Origin of the sequence: Erysipelothrix enhydrae (genome assembly GCF_035066605.1) — a bacterium.
GTDB classification, from domain to species: domain Bacteria; phylum Bacillota_I; class Bacilli_A; order Erysipelotrichales; family Erysipelotrichaceae; genus Erysipelothrix; species Erysipelothrix amsterdamensis.
On the sequence record NZ_CP125807.1, the window covers coordinates 962,316 to 978,873 of the forward strand.

Sequence of the window (16,558 nt, forward strand, 5' to 3'; positions counted from 1 at the left end):
TAACATTCACAAATAATATTTGCACAATTTTATACTTGTTTTGCACTTTTGTGTTTACTCGTTTGCTTATCACACAATAAGAACAAGAATATCTTATGATTAAGTTAGAATATTTGTAATGAATAAAGGAGAAACTATGTATTTAAAAACGACAAGCCCACAATTCTTGAAGTATGGAAAAGTACAAGATCACCCATCAAACTTTAAAGTTCATCGTTTCTTTGTGGAAGGAAAAGTCCCTCAGTACTTAAAGTCAGTATCAGTGCCCGTTACACTTGAAGTATTAGAAGGGATTGCATTGGTTGTGATTTTAGATCCATCAGGTGATCCAGAACAGTTTGTAATCCATCGGATTGCCCGATTAAATCCTGATATCCCTTATACCGTAATCCCCCTTACACAAAGTGCTGTGATTGAAGAATCCATTCAATCGGATGGTGTTTACTCCGTTCATCACTATGAGAATGAACAAGAGGTAGGTTACCTTCCGATACGTCCGAAGTTTTATGTTACCGATATTTTTTCATATTATTATAGTGTTAAAGGGAAAAATTATCATTTTTCTGGGGAATCGCATTTCTATTGGGAAATTACGTATGTGGATACAGGGGAGTTGGTTACGGAAATTGATGGGAAAGAATTCAAACTTGAAAGTCAAAGCATGATGCTTTATTTCCCAAATCAATTTCACAAACAACGCATTGAAGGGGATAAGTCCTGTTCTTACTTAACAATCATGTTTGACATGAATATTAATGTGCATGATATCGATCATATTAAAAATAGAGTCTTTACCTGTACACAAGAAATGTATAATTTGTTTAATAGTTTTATTAAACATTCAACCATTTTGGAGACGTATAACGTACCGTATTCACGTGATCTCATGATTTCGTACTTACAAGAGCTAATCATCTTAGTCATTCAATATGACAGCCCAAATCACACACAACATTTGAACTCGAATCCTATTCAAGCTAATTTTGAAAATGAATTGGTAAATGAGATTAATAAGTATATCTTAAATAATATCTGTGAACCCATATCGGTAGAGGATTTATGTGATCATTTTGCGATCAGTCGTTCAAGTTTACAAGTTCTTTTTAAGAAAAACATGGACATGCCTCCAAAGCAGTATATTAATGATATTAAGATGATGCGAGCGCAAGTCATGATTTTAGAAGAAAACTTACCCATTACTGAGGTAGCGATGCGTTTAGGTTTTAGTTCCATTCACTATTTCTCCCGTAAGTTTAAAAAACAATTTGGCTTGTCTCCTACCGAGTATGCGCAGTCTTTATATAATAAAAATACCAGCGATGATTAGCTGGTATTTTTATTTGATTTGATAAGCTTTGAGCGATTACCAAATTCGATTTAATTGTTAGATGCCATCGCCATCTTCAATCTCATCATCGCGTTGTAAGTCTGCGATGTCGAAGAGATCGACTTGCGATGCTCCTGTTTCGCTGAGTGATAAAGCAAAATCATGGAGTAATGGTTCACCAAGTCTCATGAGACTGGCTTCAAGTAACATGGATAAATTGGTTCCTGTGAGAACTTCCACGTTTTCTTGTTGTGTCGCAATCATGACTGCTTCTTTAAACGGTGTTCCACCTTTTAAGTCTGTAAAGACAAGAACACCATCTCCAGTGTTAACGTTGTTGATTGCAACTTTTAAGTCTTCAGACAACGCCTCAGGTCCTTTTTCCTCTAAAAAGAGAACGGATTCATATGAGGGTTGTTTCCCAGCGATTAATTCTACAGCAGACGTTAAGCCTTCCGCAAAACGTCCGTGTCCTGTTACGACAATACCAATCATCTATTTTTCCTCCTCGTAGGAATATGGATAAATAATAACACCTTGTACGACACGGTTTACAAGTCCTGATGGCCATGGATTATCCGGTGACTTATCTAAATCAAGAGATTTGTAAAGAGATAATACTTGTGCATACATAACCATATTAAGTCCCACTAAATCTTTATTTGTATCTTCATTATAGTTAATTGAAACATAAACATCAACGAGTTCACGAATCACATCATCATTCATAGTATCCACAACCATGATTTGGTTTCCATTACGTTGAGGACTCATTTCCTTAATAATATCAACTTGATATTGACGTGTATAAGGATCTTCTTTCATATATACAACTGTCAGTGTTGTACCATTTACAATTGATTTAGGACCGTGACGGAAACCAAGTGGTGAGTTATGCATTGTCACAACTTCACCTGCAGTAAGTTCAAGCATTTTTAATGCAGATTCTTGAGCAAATCCGTTTTGGTCTGCATCACCAAGGTAAACAATACGATCAAATTTAAAGTTTTCTACAAGTTCCATCGCAACTTTATAGCCTTCTTCATTAAATGCATAACCCACACGGATAATGTCTTTAATTGAAGGGTAAAGTGCTTCAAGGTTTTCCGTATTGAAAGCCAAGAATGCAGCAAGGAACATGTTTGAGAAACTACTTGTCATTGCAAATGAGAGGTCATTTGTTTCTTTAGGTAGTTTGATTGAGTAGATGTTTTCATCATCACGAAGTGCAAGCTTTCCTTCGTGATTACATGTAATCACTAAGTGTTTCGCATTTTTATTGATTTCATTCACAACATCTACGGCTGCAATGGATTCAGGTGAGTTACCTGAACGACCAAAGGATACAAGTAATGTAGGTTTTACAGGATCAATAAATAAAGCAGGTGTAGCCACAATATCTATAGTAGCAATTGATTTAAAATTTGAATTGAATTCTTTTACAAGTACAGGTGCAAGGGCATTTCCTACAAATTCACTAGTACCTGCTCCGGTAAAGATTACATCATATTCTTTTTCATTAATCACTTGATTAATAAAGTTTTGGATTTCTTGACGACGTTCTAAAACAATATGGTATGTTTTATCCCATGTTTGCGGTTGTTGGTGGATTTCATTTGCGGTATCAAACGCTTTGAGATCTTTCCAAGTTTGTTCGTTGTTGTTAAACATAGTGTATATGTCTCCTATCTTTCATTGTTCACTGTCATTATAGGTAAGCATTGATACGACCTCAACCAAATTGGTTAAAGATACAAAAACCTCGTTAAAAAAGACAAGTGAAATAGAAATGTGATACAGTACAATAAAGAAAAGGAGTCAATTATGAGCGGAAACCAAAAAAATACATTTACTGATTTTCTAACACGCAAAGTATATAAAGTGAATCAAGGCCAAGAAAAACAGCTTGTTTTTTACCGTAATCGTATTGTGATTGCAATTATGCTGGGAATCTTTCTGATCAGTTTTAACGTTCCAACTGGTTTGAGTCTGTTATTAGCAGGGGGATTTGGTGTTGTTGCGGAACTTCGTTATCGTTTTGATTTTCTAAAAAAATGTCATCCTGTTTCTTTGGCACAGGTGAAACATAAAACGGTCTCGTCATCAAACATGCTTCTCAATAGTGGCTTGTATGGTGTCTTGGGTATCTTATTACTTTATTTCGCATTGAAAGAGCCTAGCGTTGAATCCTATCGATGGTTCTTAGTAGGGATTGGGGCAGTCGGTATTGTGGTTGCGATCGTATACTTAATTCAATATTTCTCAAATCGACACGAACACATTTAAAGGTGCACTCCAAATGCACCTTTTTCTTATGAATTATCCATGAAAACAGAAGACATGAATATAGGCTTTGAGTGCTTTGTGCTAAGATAGAGGTGTAGAGAGCGAAAAGGAGGTATTGTATGCGAAATATGATTGAAGAATATCGACTTAAAACAAATGGAAATCTAGGAAATATAATTTATAAATGGGGTCCAGTAATCCTTTTAGTAGGAGCTGTTATTTTACTGGTCTTAACGCAAATGACTTTTGGAAATATTTTTAATGCCATGACTCATGTTGAACGGTTTGCGGGGAATGTGATCAAGACTAAGGTGATGGTTTCGATTCTAATGGTTGTCTCAATTTTTGTAGGTTTATTGATGATTTGGGACATGATTGCGTTTAAAGAAAAGCGTGGTGATGTTAATCGCTTGTATAGCTTGATTGGGACCGTATTTTTTTTCTTAACCTTAGTGAATGTAAATAAAATTACGAAGCTTACGAATCTTATTGAAATTGTTGAACCGACACAATCAGTCTATCGTATTATTGCATGGGGTGTGATCGCGGTTCTGGGTCTTGTTTTAGGACTGATTCATGCTCATAAACAAAATACGCGTATTGTGATGGAACGAGAGGTAACCTATCATGCTTAGTTCAAAACAATTAGAACGTTTAAAATTAGAACATGTGGAATCTTTGGATGAAGCATTGGATTGTTTACGACGTGACATCAAGCCGAAGGTGTCTGCACAAAAATATGCGAAAGTTGTTGCATCCGTCGCAACACATTATGCAGAGGTGTATGAAGAACAACCCGAAATACTTGAATCTGATAATGTACCAATCTCGGATGAACCTATCGAACCGGTGGTAGTACCAACTGAACCGGTGGTAGCACCAACTGTTGGCTTTAGTACGCAATTCTTTGCGACATTGCTTACAGGATTGTCTGTAGCGAGTTTGGGTGTTGTGATGATGAGTAATCGTAGTTTTGAGAAATTAGTTAGTATGTTTGATCAAGGAACACCACTGCTTTGGATTATATTGAGCATTTTGCTCTTTGTATCAATGTTGGTGATTCGTATGATCGAGCGTAGTGAAAATGCACATGCGAAATATTATCTAAGTCGTAAACTCGTCTTATGGATGAGTGGACTTGGATTGATGAATGCACTGATGGGTATTTTTGTAATGATGAGTGCAAACTCATTAAATTTAGTTTTAAAACTTATGTTTTCATTAGTCTTAGGAAAAATCACAGCCGTAGTTTGCCTTTTAACGGTAATTGCGTTTGTTGTGGTATTAGTTAAACAAGATGAATTAGTTCTTGTGAAAGTACAAGAGTAGGAGGCATAGAAATGGAAGAAAAAGATGAATTGGATGACATTCTTGATGAAGTTGATGCGCAAGATGATGTGGAAGCAAAACGATTAGAGGACTTGGAAGAAACAGATCAAGAACTTGATGACTTGGAAAACAAGGAAGAAGATCTTGATGACATTCTCGATGAGATTGAGTCTAAACCTGAAGCTGTGATCGAAAAGGTTTATGTCGTAGAAGAATCACCAAAATCTGTAGAAGAAACCGTCGTTAAAAAGTCAAAACCAAAACGTTCTGATAAGCATAGTAAGTCTAAACACAAGAAATCGAAGAACAAACGCAATGCATTGATTGCCTTGTTTGTTTTAATTGTAGTGTGTGGTGGTGTCTTTACGGTATGGAAACTAAAGTTTAGTGGACAAGCCTTGGATGCGTTTAAATATGTACAGGTTGACTTTGAAGGGGTCGATACAAAAGGAACGGCTACATTAGATGTGGACCTGGACGCAATTAAAAATCCTGAACAAAAAGAAATCTATGAAAGCTTAACGTATAGCTTGAGTCTACAAGAAGGTCTCGCAAATGGTAATCGTATTAAACTGATTGCTGAGAAGTCTGAGTCTATAGATAAGCTCTTAAAAACACATAAATACCGTCTTGAAAGTTTAGAAAAAGAAATCGTAGTTAAGGATCTCTATGATTCCGAACAGTTTAATCTCTTTGAACAATTCTCATTCAATTTTGAAGGGATGGATGGAAATGGTACGGTTTCCTATGATATGAATTTGGATGTGGATGAGTCATATCTTCAAACAATTGTGGAAGGAACAACCTTAACATTCTCGAAAGATAAAAATCTAGTGAATGGTGAGGAAATTACCGTAAAGGCGAGCTTTAATAAAGAAGCAATGGCAGCTATGAACCAACATAAAGTTAAAATATCTGAAGAACAGACTACCGTTAAGGTTGAAGGTCTTAGTGATGTTTATGTAAGTATGGATGATGTTAAGGAATACAAAGAATTACAAAATCTTGCATTCAATAAAATCAAAGCAGATTATGCGAAACATCCCGATACTTATACGAATTTCAAACTAGAGTATGCATGTTATGCAGCGGATACACAAAATAATGTGAATGCTGTTGATTACTTTGATAAGCATGCTTACTCAAAAGGAAGTTTGATGTTTATTTATAGTTTTGATCGTATTCGTGGAAATGATGTTGCTCGTTTTGCGGATAATTATGGTTATACCAATATGGTACTGAGTGATGGGAAACTAGATCGTGATGCTATGTTACTGATGTCACCATATCAAGATGGTGCATCTATAGAGAAAGTATTGAATGAATTACAAGCGAATAATTTTAAGTGTGAAGCCCAATAATATGGAACGCATAAAGACTATCAACAAGTTTGGCGGTCTTTTAATATTGGCCTTTGACCCGCCTTTAATGTAAGCGCTTGCTATATTTGTGTAATTTGTGTATAATTTGTGTAGAGAGCTAAACATGCATATGGTTAGGGGGATTTTATGAAAAACTATTATGCTGTGTTTATTGCATTTACGCTCGTTGTTCTTACACGAACTGTGATTCATCCGGATTTACTTTTAACTGTAACGGGTACTGTAACATTCTTGGTGATTCTAGTATTTGCGACAACACAAATATTTAATTTAAAGCATGAGGTGAGTGATGAGAGATTGCTCTATCTTAATGCTGTGTTAAATGCGTTTACAGCTTTCTTATATTACAACAATGTCTATAAAGCGATAACATTAACACCCTATGATTCGCTGTTATTCGGGTTAACAAGCGTTCTTGCATTCATATCTCCAGTGTTACTGTTTCTTGCTCGTGATGCAAACCACATCTGAGTGCTTTATACATAATCGTAATTGCTTGTGAAAATATAACCAGTGCCAGGTTATATTTTTTTTGTCTTTCGATTGCATATTAATGTGGGTTTAGTATAATGGGGTTAGTTTCTGATGGAGACTAAGAAAATTGAATTCGTACAAGGGGTGCTCGTATTTCGGGCTGAGAATAAACGGTTACGTTTTAAACTCTAAGCTTTAAGCTTTGTACCTGATCCAGCTAATACTGGCGGAGGGATGTATTAATCGCATACTTTTTTGAGTAAACGTGTATACCTCTTTTCGTACGAGAAGAGGTTTTTTATATTATAAGGAGGTTCATATGAACGCAAGTGTAGCAATTCAAATTTTACCGAATACAACTTCGAATGAAGAAACAATTCGTATCGTGGATGAGGTGATTGCGTATATCGCGCAAACTGGTCTAAACTATGTAGTTGGACCCTTTGAAACATCGATAGAAGGGGATTATGATGAATTGATGGAAATTGTTAAGAACTGTCAACTCATTGCTGTTAAGGCAGGTGCGGATAAAGTATCAGCATATGTAAAGATTGCTTATGCGCCTACAGCACACATTCTCACCATTGATGAAAAAATCACAAAACATCAAAAATAGATTGTTGTCAGTATCCGCAATTCTTGGATTGTTGGTATTATGGCAAGGTCTTTCATCACTTGGAGTGATTCCGCGGTTTATGCTGCCCGCTCCCAGTGATGTCGTTAAAGCATTTAATAATGATTTTAGTTTACTTATGTATCATGCGAGAACAACGCTCTTAGAAGCCTTTTTAGGATTAACATTTGGGGTTTTGTTAGGATTTATATTTGCGGTGGTTATGGATCATGTTTCATGGTTTCATAAAATGTTTTACCCACTTATTATCTTGACACAGACTATTCCTACTGTTGCATTAGCGCCCCTTTTGGTGCTTTGGATGGGTTATGGATTACTTCCGAAAATTACGTTAATCATCTTAACGTCGTTTTTTCCCATTACGATGGGATGTATGAATGGATTTCAGTCCTGTGATAAGGACGCTTTAAATTTAATGAAATCAATGGGTGCAAATACCTTTCAAACGTTTCGTCATATAAAATTTCCACATGCTTTACCTTACTTTTTTTCCGGTTTAAAAATTTCAGTATCGTATTCTTTAATCGGTGCTGTAGTTGCGGAATGGTTGGGTGGTTATAGTGGATTGGGTGTTTATATGACGCGTGTACGTAAATCGTATTCGTTTGATAAGATGTTTGCCGTAATTTTCTTTATATCTTTCTTAAGCTTGGTATTAATGGGGTTTGTTTCGTGGTTACAAAAACGGACTCAACCATGGCTTGATGCGGAAACCTTACAAAGAGATGGAGCAGATAATTCATGAAAAAGAAATTAATGGGGATGATGGTTTTGGGTTTGCTTTTAACGGGATGTGGGGCAAAGTCAAACAAGCCTGTACGTATCGTTTTGGATTGGACTCCCAATACAAATCATACCGGGCTTTATGTAGCCCAAGAAAAGGGATTCTTTAAAGCACAAGGTCTTGAAGTGGAGATTGTGCAACCGCCTGAAGGATCCACAACATCGTTAATTGGTGCAGGTGGTGCAGAATTTGGAATTAGTTTCCAAGATACCATGGCACCGGCACTAGCAAGTGAACACCCACTACCAATCACTGCGGTAGCGTCCTTAATTCAACACAATACCTCAGGTATTGTTTCATTAAAAGAAAAAGGCATTGATGCACCCCGTAAGATGGCTGGACATACTTATGCAACATGGGATTCACCGATTGAACAAGCTATTATTCGTAAAATTGTAACGGATGATGGTGGAAATTATGATGATATTAAGATGATTCCGAATACAGTTACGGATGTGGTATCAGCACTCCAAACAGATATTGATGCAGTCTGGATTTTTAAAGCATGGGATGGTATGGCCATCCAACAAGCAGGTCTGGATACACATTTCTTAAACTTTGCGGATTATGGTCAAGAACTTGATTTCTACAGTCCTGTTTTAATTGCGAATAACAGTTATTTGGAAGAAAATGGCGAAGAAGCCAAGAAAGTTTTAAAAGCCTTGGAAGAAGGATATGAGTTTGCGATTGAAAATCCCGATGAAGCAGCGGAGATTCTTGTAAAGCATGTACCAGAACTCGATCTTGATTTGATTAAGGCAAGCCAACATTTTCTTGCGAAAGAATATAAAGCTGAAGTCACGAAGTGGGGTACCTTTGATGGTGCGCGTTGGAATCGCTTCTATGCATGGCTTTATGATAATCAATTAATTGAGATGCCCATTGCTGAGAATGTAGGTTTTACCAATGACTATCTCAACTAAACCTGTTTTAGAGCTCGAACACGTTTCAATAGCTTATGGATCTAAGCACGTTTTAGACGATGTTTCGGTGACTTTAAATCAAGGGGAAGTTGTATGCATCTTGGGTGAAAGTGGTGTTGGTAAGACAACGTTATTTAATGTGATTGCAGGACTACTTCACCCTGATAAGGGTTCCGTATCTTTACATAAACAGGATATTACAGGGACGACCGGTCATGTTTCGTATATGCTTCAGAAAGATTTATTGTTGCCTTATAAGACGGTCATTGATAATGCATCGTTACCATTACGAATTCAAGGTAAGAGCAAAGTAGAGAGTCGTGAAGCGGCTTTAAAATATTTCGCGACCTTTGGTTTAGAGGGAACACAAAATCTGTATCCTGCCCAATTATCGGGCGGAATGCGTCAACGTGTCGCTTTTCTAAGAACATTTCTATTCTCAGATGATGTTGCCTTGTTGGATGAACCGTTTAGTGCATTGGATACAATTACCAAACATCAAATGCAAACATGGTATCTGGATATTATGAGTCAATTAAATTTATCCACATTCTTTATAACGCATGACATCGATGAAGCGATTTTACTTTCGGATCGCATTTATGTCTTAAGTGGAAAGCCGGGGAAAATTACGTATGAATTAATCATTGATACGCCCAAGCCTCGAAATGAAGACTTTCTGTTGACGGATGCATTTATAAATTATAAACGCATCATCAAAGCGCACTTAAACGATACCAAAACAGAATAGACAAAAAAGATACACACGGATAAGTGTGTATCTTTTTCATAAAACTTGTTATATTGATAGGAGAAGGTTGAGGAAATGCATGTTAGATACAAAAACAATTAAAGAACGCGTCGTTTTAGTCGGCGTGGATTTTGGGAAAAAAGATTTTGACTTAGAATCATCCATGATTGAATTAGGCGATTTGGTTGAAGCGGCCGAGGGAACGGTTGTCTATCAGATTACGCAAAACCGAGATCGTCCTGAAAGTGCAACTTATATTGGGATTGGGAAAATTGAAGAAGTGATGTCTGCAGTGGCAACCTATGATGCGGATACAGTCGTATTCAACGATGAACTCAGTGGATCACAGATTCGAAATCTGGAAAGTTTAATTGGTTGTAAGATTGTTGATCGAACCAATTTAATCCTAGATATTTTTGCTTTGCGTGCAACTACTGCCGAAGGGAAACTTCAAGTAAAACTTGCGCAATTAAAGTATCGTTTACCGCGCTTAATTGGGTATAGTGACTATTTATCGCGTACCGGTGGTGGTATTGGGACACGTGGTCCGGGTGAACAAAAACTTGAACTTGACCGTCGTCATATTCAACGCGAAATTCTTCGCGTCCAAAATGCCTTAACAAAATCAGAGGAAAACCGTGAAATCACGCGCAGTAAACGCTTAAATTCAAATCTTCCAATTATTTCATTTGTAGGGTATACCAATGCGGGTAAATCGACCTTAATGAACGCAATATTAACCAATGGTGATCCTCAAGCAAACGATAAACATGTGTTTGTGAAGGATATGCTCTTTGCGACTTTAGAACCCTCCATGCGTAAAGCGCGTCTTAATAATGGACTGAATGTCATTCTTACAGATACCGTAGGATTTGTATCAAAATTACCGCATACGCTTGTAGAAGCATTTAAGGGGACTCTTGAGGAAATTAAGTATTCAGATCTTATCATTCATGTCGTGGATGCATCCAATCCTGACTTAAACATTCAAATGGATACAACGTATAAAATGCTTCGTGATTTGGATGTCTTGGATCGAAAAATTATCACAGTTTTTAATAAAATGGACCAAGCTATGGATCAAGACATCGCTTTTTACCAAAGTGAATTTGGAAATCGCATGTATATTAGTGCTCATGATATGGATGATGTTGATCGTCTAGTGGATGCCATTGAAGTTGAATTGGAATCAAGTTTCAAAAAAGTAAATTTTGAAATCCCTTTTTCCGATCTTGGCATTTTAGATGCGATTGCATCCAATTATGAAATTATTGGTTTGGAGTATACAGAAAAAGGAGCACAATTTCGTGCTGTGATCCGTGAATCGGATCAAAATCGTTATAAAAAATACATAATCTAAAAGATGTGTGTGTTTTTGGATTGCTCATTAACCACTTTGTACTGAGATAGTGTATAATGAAAAAGCACTTTCACACATGTCCAATCGGTATGGTGAATTCGGTTTAGAATAACCATGCATAGAAAAGAGATGATATCGTGAAACATACATTTAAAAATTATGGAATTGATGCGTCAATTCTAAAGTCAATTCAATATTTGGGCTATGAAGCCCCAACAGATGTTCAACAAGAAGTGATTCCTGCTGTATTGAGCGGAAAAAATATTGTTGTGCAATCGCAAACGGGTAGTGGAAAAACTGCTTCGTTTGGAATTCCTATTTGTCATCAGGTTGAATGGGAAAAACGTAAACCTCAAGTTCTGGTGTTAGCACCGACGCGTGAACTCGCAATCCAGATTCAAGAAGATTTATTTAATCTTGGTCGTTTCAAACGCTTAAAGGTTGAAGCATTGTTTGGTCGCAGTTCATTTGAGAAACAAGCACAGCGTTTAAAAGAAATGACTCACATCATAGTCGCAACGCCAGGTCGCCTCTTGGATCATATGGCGAGAGGAACCGTTGATCTTTCGCATATTGAAACACTTGTCATTGATGAAGCCGATGAAATGTTTAATATGGGGTTTATTGATCAAATTACAAGTATCATTAACCGTATCCCGAAGAAGAGCCAAAAACTGCTCTTTTCCGCAACCATGCCAGAACGTGTTAAAGACCTTTGTACACTTTACATTAAAAATCCGCAATGGATTGATATTGAAACAGAAAGTCGCGTTGAAGATCGTATTGATGAACGTTATTATATTGTGGATTATCCCGATAAAATGACATTGCTTGAGTCAGTACTCATTACAGAAAATCCAGATAGTTCAATCATCTTTTGTAATACAAAAGAACAAGTCGAAGCCGTAACAAATTTTATGGAAGACTTAGGTTGTAAAGTGGATACCCTACATGGTGGGATGGAACAACGTTTCCGTACCAAAGTCCTTGCGGATTTCAAACATGGTCTTTTCCGTTATCTAGTTGCTACAGATGTTGCGGCACGTGGATTGGATATTGATGATGTTTCACTTGTGGTGAACTTTGATGTTCCTGAAAACACGGAAAGCTATACGCATCGTGTTGGACGTACCGCACGTGTGGATAAATACGGTAAAGCCGTAACCTTCGCAAGTCCTTATGAAATGAAATTTATGAATCTAATTATCAATGATACCGATCATGAACTTCAAAAAGTTGTGAAACCAGGACAAAGTCTTGTGGATGCACGTCGTGATGCATTTGAAGCCAAACGCGATCGTAAACCTAAAGTCAAAAAAGATAAAGCACATGACTTTAAACAAGAGATTACCAAAATTCATATTAATGCTGGTAAGAAAACTAAAATGAGACCCGTTGATGTTGTTGGGGCGTTATGTTCAATTGAAGGCATGACAGCAGAAGATATTGGGGTTATTAGTATTGTGGATGTTTCAACTTTTGTGGAAATTCTCAATGGTAAAGGTAATCTCGTTCTTGATGCTCTTAAAACGATGCCAATCAAAGGTCGTCCTCGTAAAGTAAACCGTGCCAATAAAACGGAATACGAACGACTTTTATAAAAAAATAAACAAAAACTGTAGCACGCCAACATCGGTCTTTGCTACAGTTTTTGTGTGTAAAAAAAGATACGTTATAACTAACGTATCTTGAATTTTATTGTTTTCGTTTTAAGATAACAAGACCACAGAGTGATACGAGCATTCCGAGTCCTATAAATCCAGAAACTGCTTGTCCTGTTTTAGGGAGTATTGTTTGTGGATTTTCTGCCGGTGTTGTTTGAGTACCGTCTTCTGTATTTGTATTAGGATTTTGTGAATCGGTATCCGGTTTTGAATCTACAATTGGTGGCGTGATGCCTTCATCTGGATTTGAAGGGTCGATGATTTCGACATCACGCTTACTGAGACCTTTAACCGCTGAGTCTAATGATTCAATTGCTTGTTTAATCTGAGCTTCGTTTGGTGTAGAAGCTTGGAAGAAACTTCTAAAACTGAAGCGAGGTGTTTGAAGCAATGCTTTCGCAGACTCTAACGCGTCATAAACGGCCTGCACACTTGTCTCAGTATAAAGAGACAGGTCAAGTGTATTCATGTAATCCTCAACTTCTTGAATTTTTAGACGTAATGAATCTAAAGTATAATGAGTTATCTCGAGATTATGAATTGATTCATCAAGGTTTTGAACCATTGCATCAATCATATCTTGTGTTGTTTCAGAGTTATCGAGAAGCTCATAGGCTTTTTCTTTTAATCCAAGTAAAGGTTTAAAACTTGCTTCGGTGTAAAGGTTTTGATTCAAGCTTTCAAGTGTTTCGAGAACTTGATTTAGGGTTGAAAAATCAAGGGGTGCACGATACGGTTTCCCGTGCAGAGTAATTTCCGCAGCATTCCCATAGTTTTCAAGCCCTTTCACCACTTTAAAGATCAGCGTATCCACATGAGCATCTTCAAATGTGATCGTTTTCTTTGTAAGGTTAGTATCAAGGGTACCTTCTGTGAGAACGTGAAGGGGTTCATCGCCCAATTTTCCTAAGATTTGATATTCGGTGACGACACCATTAAGCGTACCATCTTGACGTGGTAGGTAGGTCAAGGCATTCACAACCATCTCATGATGGAATGAAACCGTTACATCAAATGGTGGGTTCTTATCACCCCATTTGGAGTGCCAGAAGGTGCTTGGGTCGCCATCAAAGGCTAAACCGATGGGACCTTCGACGTGTGTATTCCCTTTTTCATCTTCTTGACTTGATGCCGTTACATCAAACATTGAGTTTGGAATGTAGGTTGGATCAATGGCGTCAATCATAGCATGGATTTGTTGGATGAAATCACCGAAGGTAAAGGGATTATCATTTAAAAGCTCTGCCTTGGTAATCAATTGATCCGCTGCATCTTTCACACTTGGTGCTAAGTTTTCAAAATCAAGTGCTTTAAGTGTTTCGAGTGCGGCATCAAGACCTTGTTTATTCGCAATATTCAGCGCTTTTCCATCAAGTGTTTCAAGATAGCCTTCAGTAAATCCATTTAGAATTGTAATGGGTTCTACTAAGTCAAAACGTATTGTGTTCGCATCAACACGTTTCGGTGTTGTTTTTTGATTTGTATTATACGTTAAGGTTAAGTTTAAACTTGGAATTAAGGCTTTATCAGATGTAATTTCAAGATAGCTATCCTGAATATCAAGATTTAAACTGGAGGTATCTTTGACACCTAAATCTTCAAAAGAGAAGCGTTTAAACATCATCGACATATTATCCCCGTTTTCAGGTTTTTTATGTTCGTACATTAAACCGAAGTGACCATCGGGAAGTGGTTGAACCACATTGTACTCATAATTTCCACTTTGCATATGTGTATTGGAAAGAAGTACGAGACGTTCACCTTCTAAAACTTGAAGAAGTTTCACAGCCCCATTGGTTCGTTTAGGACCATTTGGATTTGCAAGTAAGATATACTCTTTACCCTCATGGTTATAATGGAGGGCGGACATTTGTGAGTAAACATCGGTGATTGGAAGTGTTTCAAGATCGTTCTCCCAGGTTTCTCCATTATCGTAGGAAGTACCTACCAGAACTTTTCCGGATACATTTCGCGCAAATTGTTTCAGTGTACCGTTATTAAGTTGCACTACCTGAGATTCAGTTACCAATGCACCACCGTTATTTAATGTTTCAGAATTTAAAACTTGACCATTAAAGTTGCGGTTATCATTAAGAGATTCCGTTTTATGCCATGTAACACCATCGGAACTTTTAATCATGGATGTAGATTGAGAATTACCACCATGACGGTTTGTATGGTAAATCGGGAAGGCAAGGTCACCGTTTTCAAGTTGAATCCCAACACCGGGACCGGTTCCGATGAATTGCATCCAATCTGCTTTAACTTGTGGTGTAATATCATGGGGTGATGACCATGTTTGACCGTCATCATCCGAATGGGTTAACCATAAATAAGCGGTTTGACGAATGCGTAATGGACTTTTCTTAAGATAGATATTTCCTATATACGTATCGCCTTCATAAAGATCACCAAGATCATTGAAAGGCATGCCTTTCTCAGATTCTAAGACAACACGGTAATTCGTGATGATATCAGTATTTAGATCAAATACGGTTCCATCAGCTTTTGCGTAATACTTTTTGCCATCAGTACCTTTCAAAACAATATGAGTACTGTCTTCTTTGGTTACATAAGGTTGACCAAAGTCTTGATCTTCATTTTGAACACTAAAGAATCCACGTGATTCTGGGAACATATCTACTAAAAGATAAATACGTCCATTCCGTTTATCTTGTGCCATTGCCGCATCAATCAGGAATGCGGAACTTTGATAGTTAGTATTCACATTCTCTTGAGAAACATTCGGATCTGATTTTAAATCAATAATAACTTGAGTGTCAGACCATGTCTTACCACTGTCTCGACTTCTTCGCAAGGCGATATCGATATTTCCCCAGTCCGATTGATGGGTAATACGCTTATCGATTGCAGCGATTACTGTGCCATCTTGGGTTGTGAGAAGACTTGGAATACGATAATTTTTACTGCCATCTTGTCCTGGCGCATAAAGTTCGATCGCTTCTGAAGTCGTTGTATCAACCGTAGACGCTGTATCTGCATGAAGTGCTTTTATGGTATCTACATCGAGGATGTCATGACTTAAGTTTAAGGATGCGATTTTGCCACTAAATGGCCATAGGTTTTCACCTTTTAAACGAGCAACCCCTCCCAATTTCATACGGTTCCAAGGTAAAGATTGGATTTTCGTGAAATCGATATTATCTTGGGATGCAAGTAAGATTCCATCTGCATATATTTCAACACGATTACCATGATTTAAAACGGTAACGGTGTGCCAGTTTGCATTCGCAAGCTGTGTACTTGTGCCTGAAGTGTTGATAATATGTTTACCGGTTTCATCTCTGAATTCAATGCCGAGCTTACCAGTACTGTTTTGATAGTAAAGCGCGAAATAGTTGTTTTCCAAATTTGCGTTTGATATTGAAAACAGGGAAGTAAGATCACTGGAAAGTGACTCAGAGCGAAAACGTAAGGTTAGGGAACCTTGATTAAATTCTTTGATGTGTGATAAATGGTCTGAAATATCAGCACCTTCTCCCTTTAAGTGTACATCGTGAAGATTTAGATCATTCATAGCAAAGATAGAACTTGGGTAAAGACTGATACCCAATACAAGTGTAAGAAGCACGACGAAAATGTTACTTATTTTCTTCAATTTAAATACCCCTCTCATATAAGTA

The 16,558-nt window shown here is 37.3% G+C and carries 15 protein-coding genes and 1 riboswitch; of the genes, 12 read left to right on the plus strand and 3 right to left on the minus strand.

Translation table 11 applies throughout. The annotated features are described in order from the left end of the window. Positions 1-136: 136 nt before the first annotated feature. Positions 137-1,327: an AraC family transcriptional regulator gene (locus LLS04_RS04765; RefSeq protein WP_323610543.1), complete on the plus strand. Its 1,191-nt coding sequence runs from the start codon at positions 137-139 to the stop codon at positions 1,325-1,327. 57 nt (positions 1,328-1,384) lie between these two features. Here LLS04_RS04765 and agaF read toward each other — a convergent pair whose 3' ends face one another. Both agaF and LLS04_RS04775 read right to left on the minus strand, forming a co-directional pair. Then, positions 1,385-1,822, minus strand: coding sequence for a PTS galactosamine/N-acetylgalactosamine transporter subunit IIA (agaF, locus tag LLS04_RS04770; RefSeq protein ID WP_003775648.1), 438 nt, complete (start codon positions 1,820-1,822; stop codon positions 1,385-1,387). After that, positions 1,823-2,998 carry an SIS domain-containing protein gene (locus LLS04_RS04775; RefSeq protein WP_323610544.1) on the minus strand — a complete coding sequence of 392 codons (1,176 nt, stop codon included), beginning with the start codon at positions 2,996-2,998 and terminating at the stop codon, positions 1,823-1,825. It lies immediately after the preceding gene. 153 nt (positions 2,999-3,151) lie between these two features. Between LLS04_RS04775 and LLS04_RS04780 the strand changes: the two genes are divergently transcribed. From LLS04_RS04780 to LLS04_RS04830, 11 genes are all read left to right on the plus strand, one after another. Then, entirely contained in the window at positions 3,152-3,613 is a 462-nt protein-coding gene (locus LLS04_RS04780) for a hypothetical protein (RefSeq protein WP_323610545.1), read from the plus strand. 119 nt (positions 3,614-3,732) lie between these two features. Beyond that, positions 3,733-4,248 (plus strand): hypothetical protein, encoded by a 516-nt coding sequence (locus tag LLS04_RS04785; RefSeq protein WP_323610546.1) that lies wholly within the window; start codon positions 3,733-3,735, stop codon positions 4,246-4,248. Next, positions 4,241-4,942, plus strand: a complete 702-nt coding sequence (locus LLS04_RS04790; protein ID WP_323610547.1) for a hypothetical protein — start codon at positions 4,241-4,243, stop codon at positions 4,940-4,942. The genes LLS04_RS04785 and LLS04_RS04790 overlap by 8 nt, the downstream gene beginning before the upstream one ends. A gap of 11 nt (positions 4,943-4,953) precedes the next feature. Continuing rightward, the gene (locus LLS04_RS04795; RefSeq protein ID WP_323610548.1) at positions 4,954-6,303 is read left to right on the plus strand and encodes a hypothetical protein; all 1,350 of its coding nucleotides are present in this window, start codon (positions 4,954-4,956) and stop codon (positions 6,301-6,303) included. Between the two features lie 147 nt (positions 6,304-6,450). Next, on the plus strand, positions 6,451-6,795 hold the full coding sequence (locus LLS04_RS04800; protein ID WP_323610549.1) for a hypothetical protein: 345 nt from the start codon (positions 6,451-6,453) through the stop codon (positions 6,793-6,795). 133 nt (positions 6,796-6,928) lie between these two features. Beyond that, positions 6,929-7,050, plus strand: a riboswitch (TPP riboswitch). 67 nt (positions 7,051-7,117) lie between these two features. Next, the gene (locus LLS04_RS04805) at positions 7,118-7,414 is read left to right on the plus strand and encodes a thiamine-binding protein (protein WP_013852597.1); all 297 of its coding nucleotides are present in this window, start codon (positions 7,118-7,120) and stop codon (positions 7,412-7,414) included. Then, positions 7,386-8,177, plus strand: a complete 792-nt coding sequence (locus LLS04_RS04810) for an ABC transporter permease (RefSeq protein WP_003775633.1) — start codon at positions 7,386-7,388, stop codon at positions 8,175-8,177. Before LLS04_RS04805 ends, LLS04_RS04810 begins: the two co-directional genes overlap by 29 nt. Then, positions 8,174-9,139, plus strand: a complete 966-nt coding sequence (locus tag LLS04_RS04815) for an ABC transporter substrate-binding protein (protein ID WP_323610550.1) — start codon at positions 8,174-8,176, stop codon at positions 9,137-9,139. The genes LLS04_RS04810 and LLS04_RS04815 overlap by 4 nt, the downstream gene beginning before the upstream one ends. Beyond that, positions 9,123-9,890 (plus strand): ABC transporter ATP-binding protein, encoded by a 768-nt coding sequence (locus LLS04_RS04820; protein ID WP_323610551.1) that lies wholly within the window; start codon positions 9,123-9,125, stop codon positions 9,888-9,890. The genes LLS04_RS04815 and LLS04_RS04820 overlap by 17 nt, the downstream gene beginning before the upstream one ends. A 79-nt stretch (positions 9,891-9,969) precedes the next feature. Beyond that, positions 9,970-11,250, plus strand: a complete 1,281-nt coding sequence (gene hflX / locus LLS04_RS04825) for a GTPase HflX (RefSeq protein ID WP_323610552.1) — start codon at positions 9,970-9,972, stop codon at positions 11,248-11,250. A gap of 137 nt (positions 11,251-11,387) precedes the next feature. Continuing rightward, positions 11,388-12,851: a DEAD/DEAH box helicase gene (locus tag LLS04_RS04830; RefSeq protein WP_323610553.1), complete on the plus strand. Its 1,464-nt coding sequence runs from the start codon at positions 11,388-11,390 to the stop codon at positions 12,849-12,851. Between the two features lie 94 nt (positions 12,852-12,945). On the opposite strand, the gene LLS04_RS04835 is transcribed toward LLS04_RS04830, so the two are convergent. After that, positions 12,946-16,533, minus strand: a complete 3,588-nt coding sequence (locus tag LLS04_RS04835; RefSeq protein WP_323610554.1) for an exo-alpha-sialidase — start codon at positions 16,531-16,533, stop codon at positions 12,946-12,948. Positions 16,534-16,558: the final 25 nt, after the last annotated feature.

Coding starts and splice junctions, on each gene's coding strand:
- LLS04_RS04805 (WP_013852597.1), top strand. CDS start 7,118: ATGAACGCAAGTGTAGCAATTCAAATTTTACCGAATACAACTTCGAAT.
- LLS04_RS04785 (WP_323610546.1), top strand. CDS start 3,733: ATGCGAAATATGATTGAAGAATATCGACTTAAAACAAATGGAAATCTA.
- LLS04_RS04800 (WP_323610549.1), top strand. CDS start 6,451: ATGAAAAACTATTATGCTGTGTTTATTGCATTTACGCTCGTTGTTCTT.
- agaF (WP_003775648.1), bottom strand. CDS start 1,822: ATGATTGGTATTGTCGTAACAGGACACGGACGTTTTGCGGAAGGCTTA.
- LLS04_RS04810 (WP_003775633.1), top strand. CDS start 7,386: ATGAAAAAATCACAAAACATCAAAAATAGATTGTTGTCAGTATCCGCA.
- LLS04_RS04775 (WP_323610544.1), bottom strand. CDS start 2,998: ATGTTTAACAACAACGAACAAACTTGGAAAGATCTCAAAGCGTTTGAT.
- LLS04_RS04780 (WP_323610545.1), top strand. CDS start 3,152: ATGAGCGGAAACCAAAAAAATACATTTACTGATTTTCTAACACGCAAA.
- LLS04_RS04765 (WP_323610543.1), top strand. CDS start 137: ATGTATTTAAAAACGACAAGCCCACAATTCTTGAAGTATGGAAAAGTA.
- hflX (WP_323610552.1), top strand. CDS start 9,970: ATGTTAGATACAAAAACAATTAAAGAACGCGTCGTTTTAGTCGGCGTG.
- LLS04_RS04820 (WP_323610551.1), top strand. CDS start 9,123: ATGACTATCTCAACTAAACCTGTTTTAGAGCTCGAACACGTTTCAATA.
- LLS04_RS04815 (WP_323610550.1), top strand. CDS start 8,174: ATGAAAAAGAAATTAATGGGGATGATGGTTTTGGGTTTGCTTTTAACG.
- LLS04_RS04795 (WP_323610548.1), top strand. CDS start 4,954: ATGGAAGAAAAAGATGAATTGGATGACATTCTTGATGAAGTTGATGCG.
- LLS04_RS04790 (WP_323610547.1), top strand. CDS start 4,241: ATGCTTAGTTCAAAACAATTAGAACGTTTAAAATTAGAACATGTGGAA.